Origin of the sequence: Streptomyces xantholiticus (assembly GCF_014651015.1) — a bacterium.
Classification (GTDB): domain Bacteria; phylum Actinomycetota; class Actinomycetes; order Streptomycetales; family Streptomycetaceae; genus Streptomyces; species Streptomyces xantholiticus.
This window is the reverse complement of record NZ_BMWB01000015.1, coordinates 1-13771: the sequence shown is the minus strand read 5'-3', so window position 1 is coordinate 13771 and position 13771 is coordinate 1. Positions and strand designations below refer to the sequence as shown.

Below are 13771 nucleotides of genomic sequence, written 5' to 3'. Positions count from 1 at the left end.
TGCCCGGCCGCGCGCCTGCCCTGCGCGGCGGCTCAGGCGGGGGTTGCGGCACGCCGGGAACGGGGGCCGGGGCGGAGCCCCGCATTCGGGAACGGGCGGTGGGGGAACACGCCCCGCGCAGCGGCCACACACCCGTCACCCGCCACACCCGCCCCGCACGCGGTACCTTCGGGCGCATCAGCAGTCGGGTGCGATCGAACGCCGCCGCCCGAGAGCCGTAAGAGAGCGGAGCACAGCGTGAGCGTCAGGACGACCGAGTGGGCCGACCCGTTCGGGACGGCGCGGCTGCGGCGCGGGGTGCTCGACGCGTGGGGCGCGAGCCCCGCCCGCTTCCGGGAGGACGCGAACGCCGAGGAGGACCTCGCCCTCGGCGGCTACCGGGACCGCCTCGTCGTCGAGCTCGCGCAGAACGCCGCCGACGCCGCCGCCCGCGCCGGTGTCCCCGGCCGGCTGCGGCTGACGCTGAGCGGGAACACGCTGGCCGCCGCGAACACGGGCGCCCCGCTGGACGCCACCGGCGTCGAGTCGCTGAGCACCCTGCGTGCCTCCGCCAAGCGCGAGGGCCATGAGGCGGCCGTCGGCCGGTTCGGTGTCGGCTTCGCCGCCGTGCTCGCCGTCAGTGACGAGCCCGCCGTCGTGGGCCGCCACGGCGGTGTGCGCTGGTCGCTGGCCGAGGCCAGGGAGCTGACCGCGCAGGTGGCGAAGGTCAGCCCGGGCCTCGGCGACGAGCTGCGCCGGCGTGACGGCCACGTACCGCTGCTGCGGCTTCCGCTGCCGGCCGAGGGCAGCGCGCCCGAGGGTTATGACACGGTCGTCGTGCTGCCGCTGCGTGACGGCGCCGCCGTCGACCTCGTCGAGCGGCTGCTCGCCGCGATCGACGACGCGCTGCTCCTGACCCTCCCCGGCCTCGCCGAGATCGTCGTCGAGACGCCGGGCTCCGTAAGGGTGTTGAAGCGCTACGAGCAGGAGCCGTACGTCCGTGTCGAGGACAGCGTGCACGGGGAGCGCCGCTGGCGGGTCGTCGGTCACGGCGGTCCGATCGAGCCCGCGCTGCTCGCGGACCGGCCCGTGGAGGAGCGTCTGCGGCCGCACTGGTCGGTCACCTGGGCCGTGCCCGTCGACGACGAGGGCGCGCCGGTCCGCCCGCTCACGCAGCCCGTGGTCCATGCGCCGACCCCGACCGACGAACCCCTCGGCGTACCGGCCCTGCTGATCGCGTCGCTGCCGCTGGACACGACCCGGCGCCATCCGGCCCCTGGGCCACTCACCGATTTCCTGGTGGAGCGCGCGGCCGACGCGTACGCCGAACTGCTGGGCGCCTGGCAGCCGGTGACGACAGGCGTCATCGACCTCGTGCCCGGCCCGTTGGGCAAGGGCGAGCTGGACGGGCAGCTGCGGGCGGCGATCCTGCAGCGTCTGCCCCGCACCGCGTTCCTGGAGGCCGCCGTCCCGCGCGACGTGTCGGACGAGGACACCGGTCTGCCGGACCGGGTGACCACCGGCGGCCTGCGGCCCGTCGAGGCGGAGGTGCTGGAGGGTGCGGGCACGGACACGGTGCGCGTACTCGCCGAGGTGATGCCCACGCTGCTGCCGGCCGGTCTGGAACGCCGTGTGGAACTGCGCACGCTGGGCGTGGCCCGGGTTCCGCTGGCCGAGGCGATCGACCGCCTCGCCGGCCTGGAGCGCGAACCGGTGTGGTGGCAGCGGCTGTACGAGAGCCTCGCCGGCGTCGACCCGGACCGCCTGTCCGGTCTGCCCGTGCCGCTCGCCGATTCCCGTACCACCATCGGCCCCCGCCAGACCCTGCTTCCGCTGGCCGACACCCCCGCGGACCTGGCCCGGCTCGGGCTGAAGGTCGTCCATCCGGACGCCGCCCACCCGCTGCTGGAGAAGCTGGGCGCCCTGCCCGCCACTCCGCGTGCCGTGCTCACGACGCCCCAGGTGCGGGCGGCGGTCGCGGCATCCCTGGACGAGGGCGAGATCTGGGACGAGGACGCGGACTCGCTCGACGCGGAGGAACTGGCGGAGACGGTCCTCGCCCTGGTCAGGGAGGCCGAGCTGGAGCCGGGTGACGAGCCGTGGCTCGGCGCGCTGGCGCTGCCCGACGAGGACGGCGAACTCGCCCCGGCCGGTGAGCTCGTCCTGCCCGGCAGCCCGTTCGCCTCGGTGATGCGGGAGGGTGAACTCGCCCTGTGCGATGCCGAACTGGCCGAACGTTGGGGCGAACAGCCCCTCGCCGCCTGCGGCGTCCTCGCCAACTTCGCCCTTGTCCGCGCCTCCGACGTCGTCCTCGACCCGGACGAACTGGAGCCGCGTGAAGGCGACTTCGCCGAGCCGGACGACGTGGGCCTGCTGGACGCGGTAGACGTGTGGTGCGAGGACCTCCTCGACCGGCTGCCGGACACGCCGGTGCCGCCGGTCGCCACGGAGATCGTCGCCGTGCGCGACCTGGACCTGGTCGACGACGAGCGCTGGCCGCAGGCCCTCGCCCTGCTGGCGCAGCCGCCGCTGCGGGACGCGCTCACCCAGAACGTACGCGTCCTGCTGCCCGACGGCACCACGGAGACCGTCCGCCCCTACACGGCGTGGTGGCTGCGCGACCATCCGGTGCTCGACGGCCGCCGCCCGGCCGGCCTGCGCGCCTCGGGCGCGGACCCGCTGCTGGAGGGCCTGTACGAGTCTGCCGACACGACCGGCTTCGAGGACGCGCAGGTGCTGCACGCGCTCGGCGTCCGTACGTCGGTGGCGGCGCTCCTCGACGAGCCCGGCGGTGCGGCGGAGCTGCTGTCCCGCCTCGCCGACCCGGACCGGGAGGTGACCGGCCGTCAGCTGCACAGGCTGTACACGGCCCTCGCCGACATGGACCCCGAGCAGGTCACGCTCCCCGACGAGCTGCGCGCGGTCGTGGACGGCGAGGTGCGGGTCGTGGACGCCGCCGACGCGGTCGTCGCCGACACCCCCGACCTGCTGCCCCTGGCCACCGGTCTCCCGCTGCTCCCGGTGGCCCCTACCCTGGCTGCCGACCTGGCGGAACTGTTCCAGGTCCGCCGGCTGAGCGAGACGGTCGAGGCGGACGTCACGACGGAGGGAGAGGAGCACGAGGTCCCGGAGTCCGTCCGCGTCCTGCTCGGCCCGGCCACCCCCAACTCGTACGTCGAGCACGAGGAACTCATGGCGGGCGGCACCGAGTTGGACTGGCGCTGCACTTCCGACGGCGTGCTGCACGCCGCGACGCTGGAAGGTGTGGCGGCCGGCCTCGCCTGGGCCGCGGGCCAGTGGCCCCGCCGGTTCGAGGTCGCGGCGCTGCTGGAGGACCCGTCCCGTACGGAGGAGCTGGCACGGGACCGCTGGTTCGACGCGTAGGGCCGTCGCCTTCGGAGTTCGGCCCGTCCGTTGCCGCCGGTCGACATCGTCGACACGGTGCTGCGCGACGGCGGCCGCCGTGGACGTTCCGCCCGCCCGTGGAGGGGGCCGTCTGCAACCGCGCGGTCCAGCGTGACCCCGTCCTGGGGGCAGTTGCTGCCCACACGCACTTGCGAGGGAATCGCACCTGGTCAGAGCGCGTACGACGGCTGTAGCCGCAATGTGATTCCTGTGCAACGGTGGGTTCCATGGCGGGGATTCGGCACACTCATCCGAACGGGCACCACCACCACGACCACGGTCCGGCGCGCGGCGGGTGGCGGCACCGCCTCGCCCATCTGCTGCGGCCGCACAGTCACAAGAGCGGCGACAAGGTCGACGCGGCGATGGAGACGTCCCGGGAGGGGATGCGGACCCTGTGGATCTCCCTCGTGGTCCTGGGGGCGACGACGGCCGTCCAGGCCGTGATCGTCGCACTGTCGGACTCCGTGGCACTGCTCGGCGACACCGTCCACAACGCGGCCGACGCGCTGACGGCGGTCCCGCTCGGGGTCGCCTTCCTGCTCGGGCGCCGCGCGGCGAACCGCCGTTACACATACGGCTACGGGCGGGCCGAGGACCTGGCCGGTGTCCTCATCGTGGCCACCATCGCGGCATCCGCGGGCCTCGCCGCCTGGATGGCCGTCGACCGGTTGCTGCACCCTCGGGACATCACGCATCTGTGGGCGGTCTCGGCGGCCGCGCTGGTCGGGTTCGTCGGCAACGAGTGGGTCGCCCGTTACCGCATCCGTACCGGTCGGCGGATCGGTTCCGCCGCGCTCGTCGCGGACGGGCTGCACGCCCGTACCGACGGCTTCACCTCGCTGGCCGTCCTGCTGGGGGCCGGCGGCGCCGCGCTGGGGCTCCGATGGGCCGACCCGGTCGTCGGCCTGCTGATCACGGTCGCCATCCTGCTGGTTCTGGCGGACGCGGCCCGGGAGGTCTGCCGGCGTCTGATGGACTCCGTCGACCCGGACCTCGTCGAGACCGCGGAGACCGCCCTGCGCGGCGTGGACGGCGTGCTGGACACCGGGCAGATACGGATGCGGTGGATCGGTCACGCCCTGCGTGCGGAGGCCGACATCGTGGTCGACCCGCAACTGACCGTCGTCCAGGCGCATTCACTGGCCGTCGCGGCCGAACACGCTCTGATCCACGCCGTGCCCCGGCTGACCGCGGCCACCGTCCACATCGACCACAGTCCCGTCGGGGGAGACCCGCACGCGGCACTCACCCACCATGGCGCTGTCAGTGCCGGCTGAAAGGCTGGGACGATGACCGACTCCCCATCGATCACCGCGTACTGGGACGCAGCCGCCGCCGACTTCGACGCCGAGCCGGACCACGGCCTGCGGGCCAAAGAGACCCGCGCCGCCTGGTCGGACCTTCTCACCTCCTGGCTGCCGTCGGGCCGGTCCCGCGTACTGGACGTCGGCTGCGGCACCGGCTCGCTCTCCGAGCTGCTGGCAGAGTCCGGGCACCGGGTCACGGGCGTGGACCTCTCGCCGCGAATGGTCGACCGGGCGCGCGCCAAGCTGTCGGCCGCCGGTCTTTCCGGCCGCTTCCTGGTGGGCGACGCGGCAGCCCCGCCCACCGGCGACGAGCGGTTCGACGTGCTGCTCTCCCGGCACCTCGTGTGGACCCTGCCCGACCCCGAGGCCGCCCTCGGCGAGTGGGTGGGCCGTATCCGCCCCGGAGGCACGCTGATCCTCGTCGAGGGCCGCTGGCGCGAGTCCGGCCGGTCCGGCGTGCCGTATGTGGCGGGCGCCGAGACCCTGCCCTGGCACGGCGGCGTCACCGCCGATGTCCTGTCGGCCGCCGTGCGCCCGCTCGTCACCGAGCTGTGCATCGAGTCCCTGGCCGGTGACGCCGCCCTGTGGGGCGGCCCCGTGACGGACGAGCGCTACGCCTTGGTCGCCCGGGTCTGACGGCACCGGCCCGGGGCCGCCTGTGCGGTCCCGGGCCGGTCAGTCACCTCGTATCAGGGGCGAGATCCCTGACGATGTCGGGTCAGCTCTCCATGGCCGTCTTCCTGCGGCGCATCCACCAGTAGAGGGCGGTCGGGGCCTTGGCATCCTGCCGCCGGATGAACTCGGCGGCGACGCGGGCGGTGTAGACGCAAGGAGTTCACTTGAGCGTCCCGTAAAGGACCCAGCGGGGTGGTTCTCGTGCGGCACCACGGGCCCCCGTGGTCGTGTGGTGCCGGCCAGCCAGCCAGCCGGCGAGCCAGCCAGCCAGCCGGCCAGCCAGCCAGCCGGCCGGCCGGCGAGCAGCAACCAACCATAAGGGCTCCCCCCCGCTCGGCGTCGCACCGATTCGGGATACGGCATGCGCCAACTCCTGTTGCACACGGCCGGGGCGCGGCCCAGGGCGGTCATCCCGTGCTCCGGGAAGCGAACTCACAGGTCCGAGCCGGGCGGCCGGGGCTGGCGCGTCCGCGCCGCGAAGCCGTCGGGCGCGACGCATTCCGGTTCAACTGCACCCCGACGCCCCAGGAAACAGACATCTGACGATATCTAGCGCCTCATTCCCCGTGGTTGGTCTCGTGTCTCGTTCACGACCGAAGAAGTGCACGTCAGTTGATGTTGTCGTGAAGAAGTATTCACCTTCAAAACCGGAACGTACGTTGCCGGTTGGTCCGTTGGCGTGATCTCATCCTGTCGTGCGGGGGTTGCGTCTTCGATACCCGCTCCGGGCGTCAGGCGAGCGTTGTGCGCCGGCCCGCATTCCTTTGGCGTGTGTTCGGGCCGACAGCCCCGGTATTTTCCGATGTGAAAAGGGAGAGAAAGTGCGTAACGACTTCACCTCTGTTGAGACCGCCGAGATTTCCGACAGCGAGCTGGACGGCATTTCCGGCGGCATCGCCAGCGCCCACGCCGGTGTCAACGGCTACGGTGCTGCCGCCAACGTCGGCGACGTCGTCGGTGCCGCCCAGTCCATCGCCTCCGTCGTGCCGGTCGCCGCGGTCACCGGTGCGGCCAGCGGTCTCCTCTCGGTGCAGACCACCGGCATCTGAGGAAGATCTGCCTCAAAGCCTTCTCGGCACGAGCATTTCTCGCCCCGTCCGCATATGAGCGGCCGTGACGGCGGGACGGGCCCTGGGACATCCAGTCCCGGGGCCTCATGTGCATGGTCCGGACCGTGGATCGGAACGCCTTCGACCGAATTCACGCGATGCGGAGATGCCTTTCGCGATGGGCGATCGTCAGCGTGTTGTCGGTGAACAGGTGCCCCTGCACAGCGCATGCCCGGCAGCCACGGCATTGTGCGTGTGTTCGACGTGACGTGCGCCCGAGTCCGGAACACTCCGCGCTTGCCGCCCTGGTTCTTCAGGGGAGTGCGTGGCCCCCGAACCCTCGGGCGAGGTTCCGGCGGGCCCGGACGTGCGGCCCGGGACCGGATACCGATGGACTCAGGACCGGTCGGCGGTCCTCAACTCGCCTATGAACGCGGCCCAGGAGGCGGGGGCGAAGGTGAGCGCCGGCCCGTGCGGAGCCTTGCTGTCACGTACCGGAACCAGGCCGGGGATGCCGTCCGCCACCTCGACGCAGTCGCCGCCCTCCTGATTGCTGTAGCTGCTCTTTCGCCAGGCGGCGTCGTGCGGACCGGGAAGGGAGATTCGCGCCACGGTAGTCGTCCTCCATCGCGGATCGGATCATGTCGAGCGACATGAACAGGGGCAGCGCCGCGGCCCCCAGCCGATCGTAGGTCACCGAAAACCGCTGCACATCGTCCGGATCCTCGAAGAGCCGGCCGTGGTGCGCTCCTTCCGTGTAGGCCACTTCGGAGCCGTTCGGCAGGGTCAGCACGGTGAGGGAGCCGCCCAGCATGTCGTGCGCCCCGGCGGCGAAGGGGAGGACCTGCACGGTGATGTGTGGTTCTGCTGCCGCCTTCACCAGGTGGGCGAGCTGGCGCCGCATGACGTCGTCACCACCGACCGGCCGCCGCAGCACCGACTCGTCGAGAACCACCCGCAGTTCGGGCCGCTTCGGTGAAGCGAGCCGCTTCTGCCGTTCGAGGCGGGCGGACAGCCGCTCCTCCAACTGTTCGTCGCTCCTGAGGGAAAGACCGAAGCTCAGCACGGCCCGCGCGTACTCCTCGGTCTGCAAGAGACCCGGCACGACGTGCGCCGTGTACTGCCGGATGGCGGCGGCCTGCGCCGAGTACGCCATGAACGTCCGCGACCAGTCCGGGAACGCCTCGCGGTAGACGTGCGGCCACAGGTCCACCAGCAGCCCGTCCGCGCCGAGCGCGGCGTCGAGCGCCCGCGCCAGCTCCAGCGTCGGCTTGGCGCCGGACGATCGTTCGACCTGGGTGATGCGGGTGCTGACCACATGGGTCCTGGCGCCGAGTTGGGCCTGCGTGAGACCGGCGGCGGTGCGCAGTCTGCGGACCTGCGAGCCGAAGAGGGCGGCCATCGAGGCCTCGGGCTCAATTGCTTTGGCCATGGGCTTACTTCCGTTCCTTACGGCCTGCGGTGTAAGGCTGCGTGCCCTTCCGAGCGTAGGTCCGCCCGGCGACTCTTGAACACGGAACGTCACGATCCGTACACCCGCGGATGGTGCCCGGATGTGAGAGAGCGAACGGGATGGGCGACGCAGTGCTGAAGACCACGGTCACATCGGGCGAGAGCCCCGACCAGGACACGGCGGCAGAGGAAGGGCTCGGCGAAAGCGAGGGGTTCGCGGCGATGTTCGCCTCGACACCCCGGGGTGCGCGGCTCGCCCGGCGGGTCGCCGTGCGGCACCTGACCGAATGGGGTCGTCCCTGCGACTCGGACCTCTCGTGCACCGTCGCTCTGCTGGTGGCCGAACTCGCCGGCAACGCCGTACGGCACGGGCGAGTGCCCGGCCGGGACTTCGAACTCCGGCTGGCCCTGGACGCAGGGCGGGTGCGTGTCGAGGTCTCGGACGCGTCCTCGGTGCATCCGCCGACCGTCGTGCACACTCCCGCCGCCGACGACGTGTCGGGGCGCGGCCTGGTCCTCGTGGACGTCCTGGCGGATCGCTGGGGTGTGGAGCCCCGCCCCGACGTGGGGAAGACCGTCTGGGCGGAAGTGGCCGTGGAGCCTCCGGCCTGATCGCCCTTGTGTCATGCTCCTGTCCATGCGGGAGGGACATTCGAGGGGGCGTCGCGTGGCGCGAGCGGTCGGCCTCTGGTCGGGGCTGTGGCTGCTTCTGCAGGTGGCGGCAGTGCTCGCGGTGCGGTTCGTGGCCGCTGACCCCTGGCGGGGTGCCTTGGTGACCGGGCCGCTGTGCGGGACCGCCGCATGGCTGGCCATGGTCGGGTTCGCCGGGTCGGACCGGAGGCGGAACCGACGGTCCAAGGCCCTGTGGGAGCAGATGGGCCCGCCCCCGGTTCCCGTATTCCCCGAGGAACCTCCGCAGGCTCCCCAGCCACTGTCCGGCGTGCTCGGCACGACGCCGTTCGACCTCGCGCACCGGGAAGGGCAGACAGTGCTGAGAGTCGGGGACCGGGAGATGGTGATCGAGCCGGACACCCACGTCCGGCACAGGGCACATCTGCTGTGGAAGACGTTCTCGGTCGCGCAGCCCCATCGCCCCGCGTTCGTCCTCCGCTATCACCTGCCGTGGGGACTCCAGGTGTTCGCCCGGCACGAGCCGGACTTTTTCGTCGCGCAGATGGACGACCCCGGCCTGGAACTGACCGCCGAGCTGGGTGGCGACACAGGCTGGGTCTCTGCCTACGTGGCGCGCTGAGCGCTCGTGCCCGTGCCGGCGCCATCGACGGCACGGGCGGCGCGCTGCCTCAGAGCGAGGTGTCGCGGAGGAGGAAGAACCGGCCGCGCTGCTCGGCACCGTCCGGCCGGCGCCAGCCGGCGGTGACATGGCCCCGGGACCCAGCCGGGTCGGAGCCGGTGGAGTCCGGCTCCGGGCGGCGGGTGACCGTGAGGGTCAGGGACGGGTCGCTTCCCGCACTGCCCAGCGACACGTCCGTGCCGTCGGGCCCGTCGGTGACGGTCACCGACGCGACCTCCGCCGGGAGGCCTGGACCGGTGAAGTGGCCCGTCACGGACGGATCGGGGGTGTTCGACACGCCCTGGGCCTGCGCCTCGGCGCGCCCTTGGACGAAGGCGAGCAACTGCGCGACGACGACCGGATCGTGGGCCCCGTCGTAGATCCACCGCTTGCCCAGCACTCCGTGCTCGCTCGTGCCGATGAGCGCCGCCTCATCGGCACCGTCGAGCGGTGCGCCCCGGTAGCCGAGCGGCAGGTGGTACGAAACCGGCTCGTCGCCCGACGTGTCCGTGACCACCATGAACTCGATCCCCACCTCGCCCTGCGGGTCGTCGAGCCGGAAGCCGCCGGCCTTGGTCAACTCCGGCTCACCTGCCGTGCCGAGGTACCACGGCTGCGCGGGAAGCCAGGCTGCGAGCAGCTCCAGCTTGCCGGGCGCCATTGTTGCCGTGTGGATGACCGCCATATCCGGTGAACTCCCCTCGGCCGTCCACGATTCCCTTCCTCCCGCCCGCGGCCGTCCGGTCCTTCCGGGGCCCTGCTCCCTGACCTCGGATGTCCGTCATGGCCGAAGCCCGGGGGCCGGCGAAGAGCGAGGCCAGGTCGCCGTTGCGGGTCATGTCGAGGATCAGACGGGGGCTCTTCCGCGAGGTGGCGGTCAGGCGGAGGGTGTGCGTCGATCCCGAGCCGGTGACCACGTCGACCTCGGTCTTTGTGAGCAGGTCGCGCCACGGGACGCGTTCGCGGTGCGGCCGGTCCCGAGCCGTTCCCGCACGGCCTCCGCGGCGAAGCCCCCGCGACGACGGACGCCGATGGGCCGGACGTGACGATTCCGGTACGGCGCACGGACCGAACGCACACGCCCCGGCGGCCGGAAGTCGATTGCCGAGCACGAGGCGGGCGGCTAGCGTCGGTGACGTGACTGCCGGGTCGGCCATGGGCCACGCACGAGTGAGGCGCCCGGCCTCGGCGTGAGCGCGGGGCGGGCCAGAGCCCCGCCGTTCCCTCTCCACCTCCGACCTGTCCCTTGCGGAACGAAGACCTGGAGAGTCACCACACCATGCCGCACCAGCAGTCCGTCACCACCGTCCAGCTCAACCACACCGCCGTGTACGCCAAGGACCGGCAGCTGTCCGCCGAGTTCATCGCCACGATCCTCGGCCTCGAAGTCGGCGCGCCCTTCGGGCCGTTCCTGCCCGTCGACCTCGGCAACGGCGTGACCCTCGACTACTACGAGATGGCCGACGAGCCGATCCAGTCGCAGCACTACGCGTTCCAGGTGCCCGACGACCGGTTCGACGCCATGATCGCCCGTCTGGAGGCGGTGGGGGTCACGTACTACGCCGATCCCGGCCACACCGAACCCGGCGCGATCAACCGCCTCTTCGGCGGCCGGGGTGCGTACTTCGACGATCCCGACGGCCACAACATGGAGATCATGACCCGGCCCTACGCCCGGCCGTAGGCGGGGCGTCGCGGGGGCCGGGACATCGGCCCCCGCGCGGCGCCGCAATTCCGCGGGGCGTGACCTGGAAATCCGCGGTCGAGGCCGCCCCCGGGAACTCTCTTTGAGCTGTCGGTGGCGCATGCGAAGATCTCCTGCACTCGACACAGCCCTGGGGGGGCCATGCCTGGACCGGCACGTATTCCGCGTACCCCGCATACGCATCGAAGACCAGCACCGACAGCACTCGTGACACTGGTGCTCGCGACGCTCATGTCGCTCCTGCTGCCCGTCACCTCGGCCCAGGCCGACGACCCGGCGCCGGCCCCCTGTTCCGCGCTCGCCCTAGCGCCGTTCGGCGACCCGGGCGACGCCGTGGCGAGCGGGACGCTCGCCGCCGGCACCCAGCAGTGCTTCACGGTGCAGGCCGAGGCCGGCGAGCACCTGTTCACGATGCGCGACACCAGGAACCTGATCACCGGCAGCATCGAAGGCCCTGACGGCGCGCTGGACTGCTACGCGAGCAGCTCCAACGTGGGCCGTTGCGTCGTCCCCACCGCCGGCGCCTACACGGTCCGGGTCCGCAACGACCAGGTGGACCCCAGCGACTTCCGGCTCTTCGTCGTCCCGCTCACCCGGACGGAGCGCTGCGCGCCCGCGATCGGTACGGCCTGGGACCAGCCGGTACCGGTCCGTACCACTGCCGGCCACTTCCAGGTCGACTGCCAGTGGATCGACGCCAAGCCCGGCGAGCGGATCATCCCCTTCGCCAGCACGATCGTCTCCGGTCATGTGACCCGCTGGATCACCGACGAGACCGGCACGGAGATCTGCGTCAGGGACTTCGACAGGCCGGGCTGCGTGCTGCCGGGCGACGGACCCTACCGGGTGCTGTCGTACGCGTACGCCGACGAGGAGCCGGTCAACTACCGTCTCCAGCCCGTCAGACTGGACAACCCCCAGGGCTGCCCGACCGTCACCGTCGGACGCTACGGCGCCGCGCCCGCGTCCCCGCCCGGCACGGTCCGCTGCCGCGTCATGGAGGTGCCCGCGGCCGGGCGCTACCTCGTGGCGCCGGTCGACGACCGCAACAGCGTCCACTGGTCGTACGTCTACGACGGCGAGTCGACCGAGGTCTGCCCGGCAGGCTGGTGCACCTTCCCCGCCGCCGGTTCCTACACGCTCGTGGTCGGCGACCCGACCAGGGTGTTCGACCCCGAGACCGCCTACGGCACGGCCTTCCTCGACCGGTCCGGCTCCGAGGGCTGTGAGCGCGTTTCCGAGGGGCTCCACGAGGGCCTGCTCGTCGCCTCCGGCCAGTACGACTGCCTCGAACTGCCCATGCCGCAGGGCTCCCGGATCTCCGGGCAGGCACGCACCGGTACCGGACCGCGTCTTGACACCGAGGTGCTCGACGCCGCCGGAGCGCTGCAGTGCGGCGAGACCGCGCTGCGCGAAAGCAACTGCTCGCTGTCCGGCGTCGCGCCGTACCGGGCGATCGTCCACGCCGAGGAGGGCGAGGAGCCGGGCCCGTACGCGATCAACTTCCTGCGCACCGACGCCCCGCCGCCGGGCACCTGCGCCGTGATGCCGCGCAGCACCTTCAGCGACGCGAGCAACGCGGCCGAGCTCACCACCGGCAACGGTGACTTCACGCACTGCCTGACCGTCCCGGCCGCCGACCATTCGGCCTCCGAGCTCTTCGAGCTGCGGACCGTGTCGGGGACCGCGTCCGCGAACTTCTCCGTCACCGACGAGTCGGGCGAGCTGAAGTGTGAGCGGACCGCGGTGAAGAACGGGTGGTCCGTCTGCCCGCTCACGCCGGGCAAGGCCCACACGGTCGTCTTCACCGGCCAGGACACCGCCGCGTCGTACACCCTGAGCCGGCGCGACGTCACCTCGGCGGCGTGGGGCTGCACGAAGAGCGCGGCCACCGCGGTCGGCGGACCGTCGCAGCCGGGCTTCTACGGCGGTACCGCCGGGGAGCTGCGCTGCCACAAGGTCACCACCACGGCGGCCACCGATCGCGTCCGCATCGACGTCCGTGACCCGAAGGGCACCCTCAACATCCTGGCCCTGGGCGCCGACGGGCAGAGCGCGGACTGCTCCTTCCGCAACCGGTCCTGTGTGGTCACCGGTTCCACCAGCTACCAGGTGCTGATGCAGGTGCCGCTCGGTCTCGAGGCGTCCGACACCTACCACCGCCTGGACGCCTGGCGGGTCGCCACAGCCGACGGCCCGGCCGCCGAATGCCCCCGTGCCGCTTCCGCTGCCTACGGTCACGCTCCGCTGACGGGGACGCTCACGGAGGAGCGCACGGCCGTGTGCGCCGTACTGCCCACCGTCAGCAACGACATGCTCAAGGTGACGGTCACGAACCCCTCCGGCGGAACGGACCGGGCCACCGTCTCGGTGTACGACGGCAGCTGGGCCGGCAACTGCATGAAGTCCGGCGACGAGTACACATGCAGTGTGCGCTCCTCCGGGACGGGCGAGGCGGCCCCGGCGGTCCTGGTCGTGTCGCTGCCCGAGAAGGCGTCGCAGGTGGCCTACCGGGTGGAGACCGCGTGCCACTCGGGCGTGTGCGGCGGCGAGCAGTTCGACGTCGATTCGGTGACGCCGGGTTCGGCGCCCGCCGGGACCACGGCCGAACTCACGGTCAACGGCGAGGCCCTCCACCTGAGCGACCGGGTCGAGCTCCTCGTCAACGGCACGCGGCACGCGGCCGAGGTCACCGGCGTCTCCGCGGACTGGCGGACGCTGAAGGCGTCACTCGACCTGAAGGGCGTGCCCGAGGGCACCTGGACGGTGAGCGTCATCTCCCACCGCGGGTTCGAGCAGCACCCGGCGACCTTGACGGTAACGCCCCCACTGCCGAAGGTCACCGGCACGTTCCAGCCGGTGCAGCCGACGCGGTTGATGGACACGCGCACGGGTCTGGGTGTGC

General features: G+C 72.2%; 11 protein-coding genes. 8 read left to right on the top strand and 3 right to left on the bottom strand.

The features are described from left to right. The first annotated feature begins 237 nt into the window (after positions 1-237). The 4 genes from IE198_RS21300 (at position 238) to IE198_RS21285 (ending at position 6418) form a co-directional block, all read left to right on the top strand. Positions 238-3363 carry a sacsin N-terminal ATP-binding-like domain-containing protein gene (locus IE198_RS21300; protein ID WP_189888986.1) on the top strand — a complete coding sequence of 1042 codons (3126 nt, stop codon included), beginning with the start codon at positions 238-240 and terminating at the stop codon, positions 3361-3363. A gap of 248 nt (positions 3364-3611) precedes the next feature. Continuing rightward, positions 3612-4664: a cation diffusion facilitator family transporter gene (locus IE198_RS21295; protein WP_189888984.1), complete on the top strand. Its 1053-nt coding sequence runs from the start codon at positions 3612-3614 to the stop codon at positions 4662-4664. A 12-nt stretch (positions 4665-4676) separates the two neighbouring features. After that, positions 4677-5330, top strand: a complete 654-nt coding sequence (locus IE198_RS21290) for a class I SAM-dependent methyltransferase (protein WP_189888982.1) — start codon at positions 4677-4679, stop codon at positions 5328-5330. 860 nt (positions 5331-6190) lie between these two features. Then, positions 6191-6418 carry a hypothetical protein gene (locus IE198_RS21285; protein ID WP_189888979.1) on the top strand — a complete coding sequence of 76 codons (228 nt, stop codon included), beginning with the start codon at positions 6191-6193 and terminating at the stop codon, positions 6416-6418. 396 nt (positions 6419-6814) lie between these two features. Here IE198_RS21285 and IE198_RS35420 read toward each other — a convergent pair whose 3' ends face one another. Together IE198_RS35420 and IE198_RS21280 are read right to left on the bottom strand one after the other, a co-directional pair. Continuing rightward, positions 6815-6943 (bottom strand): DUF397 domain-containing protein, encoded by a 129-nt coding sequence (locus IE198_RS35420; RefSeq protein ID WP_229834181.1) that lies wholly within the window; start codon positions 6941-6943, stop codon positions 6815-6817. Next, positions 6906-7820, bottom strand: a complete 915-nt coding sequence (locus tag IE198_RS21280) for a helix-turn-helix domain-containing protein (protein WP_189889274.1) — start codon at positions 7818-7820, stop codon at positions 6906-6908. Before IE198_RS21280 ends, IE198_RS35420 begins: the two co-directional genes overlap by 38 nt. A 170-nt stretch (positions 7821-7990) precedes the next feature. Between IE198_RS21280 and IE198_RS21275 the strand changes: the two genes are divergently transcribed. Both IE198_RS21275 and IE198_RS21270 read left to right on the top strand, forming a co-directional pair. Next, entirely contained in the window at positions 7991-8482 is a 492-nt protein-coding gene (locus IE198_RS21275; protein WP_189888977.1) for an ATP-binding protein, read from the top strand. A 55-nt stretch (positions 8483-8537) separates the two neighbouring features. Further along, complete coding sequence (locus IE198_RS21270; protein ID WP_189888975.1) at positions 8538-9122, top strand: hypothetical protein; 585 nt, start codon at positions 8538-8540, stop codon at positions 9120-9122. Positions 9123-9171: 49 nt separating this feature from the next. On the opposite strand, the gene IE198_RS21265 is transcribed toward IE198_RS21270, so the two are convergent. Beyond that, positions 9172-9846: a maltokinase N-terminal cap-like domain-containing protein gene (locus IE198_RS21265; protein ID WP_189888973.1), complete on the bottom strand. Its 675-nt coding sequence runs from the start codon at positions 9844-9846 to the stop codon at positions 9172-9174. A gap of 594 nt (positions 9847-10440) precedes the next feature. On the opposite strand from IE198_RS21265, the gene IE198_RS21260 reads away from it, so the two are divergent. Then, positions 10441-10845, top strand: a complete 405-nt coding sequence (locus IE198_RS21260) for a VOC family protein (protein WP_189889272.1) — start codon at positions 10441-10443, stop codon at positions 10843-10845. A 228-nt stretch (positions 10846-11073) separates the two neighbouring features. Further along, positions 11074-13771: Tat pathway signal protein (locus tag IE198_RS21255; protein WP_189888971.1), on the top strand; the 2698-nt coding region annotated here is incomplete at its 3' end.